This is a genomic window from Microbacterium sp. K41 (genome assembly GCF_004794395.1).
GTDB lineage: Bacteria > Actinomycetota > Actinomycetes > Actinomycetales > Microbacteriaceae > Microbacterium > Microbacterium sufflavum.
Window position 1 is genome coordinate 1 of sequence record NZ_SSDO01000048.1, and the last position, 3,420, is coordinate 3,420.

A 3,420-nucleotide genomic window follows, 5' to 3' on the forward strand; every position below is an offset into this window, starting at 1 on the left:
CATCTCCCGCACGGCCTACGTGCAGGCGCTCGGCCTCTCGCGCGACGACGCCGCCCGCACGTACGCGCTCGTGTCGGCCGACGTGCCCGCGGCCCTGACCGCCGCGGCGGAGTTCTGGAACCGGCAGCTGCGGGCCGCGTTCGACTCCGCCGACACCGAGTTCTCGGGCGCCCTGCCGCTGCTCGACACCGCGTCCGAGCCGCTGCGGCGCCTGTACTGGTGGGCGGTGCTCGGGGTGATCTGGTTCCGCCGCGACTTCGCCGGCAACGTGCTCGGGCGGTCGTACGACACGCTGATGCCCAACTACTGGGGCACCACCACGTTCATCTGGGACTACAGCCTCAGCTCCGTCAGCCACGCCCTGCTCGACCCCGACGAGATGCGGGCGCAGGTGCGGCACTGGATCTCCCTCGACATCCACTCGCACTTCGGCACCTCCTCGCTCACGGGCGGCCCCGTCGGCCGCTGGTACTCGGTGAACGACTACGCCATGACCCGGCTCGTGCACGACTACGTGCGGTTCACCGGCGACGTGGCCTTCCTCGACGAGATCGTGGGGGATCAGACGGTCGCCCGGTCGGTGCGGGAGTGGGCGACGAACTGGAAGGAGTTACGGCGCGACACCGCGCTGGCCGACTACGGCGAGATCGACAACCTGCTGGAGTGCGTCAGCTCCTACACGCACGAGGTCGCGAGCCTCAACGCCGCGAACGTGTGGAGCATGCGCACGGCCGCCGACCTCGCCGCACTGCAGGGAGACGAGACCGCCGCGGCCGAGCTGCGCGCCGAGGCCGAGGCGCTGCTGCCCGCGGTGATCGAGCGGTATCTCCCCGGGACCGGTATCTTCGCCGCCGGGCAACCCGACGGCACGCTGCTGCCGGTGCGCCACTGCTACGACTTCAGCATCGTCGGCACCACCATCGCCGACGACCTGGCCCCGGGCGTGCGCGACGACATGGTCGCGTTCTTCCAGCGGGAGCTGCAGACCGACAACTGGATGCGGGCGCTCTCGCCCTGGGACCCCGACGCCAGCTACAGCCCGCGCCCCGACCACCAGTGGAACGGCGCCTACCCCGCCTGGCCCGCCGACGCCGGGCGCGCGCTCGCCGCCCTCGGAGCACCCGAGGTGCTGACGGCCTGGGTCGAGGGGCTCTCCCGCACCGCGAACCAGGGCCCGATGGGCCAGGCGCACTTCGTCGACGAGGCGGTGCCCGGCATCAACGGCGGCGCCCGCAAGGCCCCACCCCAGCTGCCGTACATCATCGACTGGGCGTGCTCGTCGTCGGGCGCCTGGATCGAGCTCGTGGTCGAGGCGCTGTTCGGGGTGTCGGTCGCCGCGGACGGCACGGTCCGGGCCGCCGGCTGCGTGGCCGCCCTCGACTCGCACGCCGTGCTGCGCGGCCTGCGCGTCGGCGAGCGCGCGTACGACATCGACGCGGCCGGAGGGATCACCCGCACCCCTGGCCGATGACGCCCTTCCTCTCGCTCCGCTCTCTCGAAAGCCCGCGCAACCGACGAGACGACAGGCCCCCAGCCGCACCACCCCCGCACCACCCGAACACGAAGGAGTGATCGATATGAGAAGACGCACGATCGCGGCAGCTCTCGCCGCCGCAGCCCTCGGCGCCGGAGCGCTGTTCGCCGCACCCGCGACGGCCGCCGTGCCCGCCGGCGGAGGACACGGCAGCAGCCCCGGCCAGTGCTCCCTGGTCGACAAGACGCTCACCGCCACCGCGAGCGTGAACCAGGGCCTCACCGACACGTTCACCACCTACGGCAACACGGGAGGCGAATGGACCGGCGGCGACAGCACCTACTCCCTGCCGCTCGGCAAGGGGAAGACCGGATGGTTCTTCTCCGACACATTCCTCGGCACCGTGAACCCCGACGGCTCGCGGCCCACCGACTCCCCCTTCGTGAACAACTCCGTGGTGGTGCAGGACCGCCGGGGGAACCTGACCACGATCACCGGCGGCACCCCCGACGACCCGGCCGGCATCATCCCGCCCGAGCCCGACGGCAAGTGGTACTGGATCGGCGACCCGACCCCCGGCCGCGACGGGACCGTGCAGGTGCCGCTGCTGCAGTTCGCGCGCACCGGCACCGGCCAGTGGGACTTCGCGTGGACCGCGAACCGGCTGGCCACGCTCGACGGGCAGACGCTGCAGCTCGAGTCGATCGACGACCTGCCCTCCGCGACGGGCATCAACTGGGGCTCGTGGACGCTGGAGGAGCGCGGCACGACGTACGTCTACGGCATCGCCGACCCGGGCGGGGTGCGCTCCGCCTACGTCGCCCGCGTGCAGGACCGCGACGGCCTCACGGGCACCTGGACCTACTGGAACGGCACCGGATGGTCGGCCGCCGAGACCGACGCGGTGCCCGTGGTGCCGTACGTCGCGAACGAGTTCAGCGTCGCTCCCTACCGCGACGGCTACCTGCTCGTGACGCAGGACACCTCGGAACTCTTCAGCACCCGCATCGTCGCGCGCACCTCGTGCACGCCGATCGGCCCGTTCACCGACCCGGTCGAGCTGTACCGCACGCCCGAGACCGGAGCGCTGGGCAGCTACGGCGACCCCGACGTGTTCACCTACAACGCGCACGAGCACCCGAACCTGCGCCAGGGCAACCGCATCCTGGTGTCGTACAACGTGAACACGTTCGACAACGTGGGCGACGTGTACGACGACGCCTCGATCTACCGCCCGCGGTTCATCGACGTGCAGCTCAAGGTCACCGGATGACCGACCGCACGGCGCTCCGGGGGCTCCTGGCCTCCGGGGCGCCGGTCACCTGGGTGTGCACGGGCGACTCGATCACGCACGGCCTCATCCACACCCGCGGCGCCAGGAACTACGTCGAGCACCTGCACGAGCTGATCCGGGGCGACCGCGGGCGCGTGCAGGACACCGTGATCAACACGGCCATCACGGGCTGGCGCGCCGACCTGATCCTCGACGACTTCGAGCGCCGCGTGGCCCACTGGCGGCCCGACGTGGTGACGCTCATGATCGGCACGAACGACTGCACCACGCAGTGGCTCGACCCCGTGATCGAGGTGTCCGCGTTCGCACGGTCGATCGCGGAGTTCGTACGACGCGTGCGCGACCTCGGCGCCGTGCCGGTGCTGCAGACCCCGCCCGCGGTCGACCTGCTCCATGCGCCCGACCGCGCCCGCATCGGCGACTTCGCGCAGGCGATCCGCGACGTCGCAGAAACCGAGGGCGTGATCCTGGTCGACCAGCACGCCGCCTTCACCGCGTTCTCCGCGGGCACCGGTCCGGGCAACGAGGACATGCCGTGGGGACTGCTCGACGACGCGTTCCACCCGAGCGCCGCCGGGCACGCCCTGCTCGCGCTCGGCCTCGCCGACGCCCTCGGCCTGTCCGACGCGGATGCCGCCGCGGGCACGGGCTC

General features: G+C 71.9%; 3 protein-coding genes. All 3 read left to right on the forward strand.

The window, feature by feature from the left end; genetic code table 11:
* Positions 1 to 1,471: hypothetical protein (locus tag DW309_RS19175; RefSeq protein ID WP_168387121.1), on the forward strand; the 1,471-nt coding region annotated here is incomplete at its 5' end.
* A gap of 106 nt (positions 1,472 to 1,577) precedes the next feature.
* On the forward strand, positions 1,578 to 2,747 hold the full coding sequence (locus DW309_RS00750; RefSeq protein ID WP_206252028.1) for a DUF5005 domain-containing protein: 1,170 nt from the start codon (positions 1,578 to 1,580) through the stop codon (positions 2,745 to 2,747).
* A partial coding sequence (locus DW309_RS00755; protein WP_136044245.1) for an SGNH/GDSL hydrolase family protein occupies positions 2,744 to 3,420 on the forward strand: 677 nt, incomplete at its 3' end. The genes DW309_RS00750 and DW309_RS00755, both read left to right, overlap by 4 nt.

Coding starts and splice junctions, on each gene's coding strand:
- DW309_RS00750 (WP_206252028.1), top strand. CDS start 1,578: ATGAGAAGACGCACGATCGCGGCAGCTCTCGCCGCCGCAGCCCTCGGC.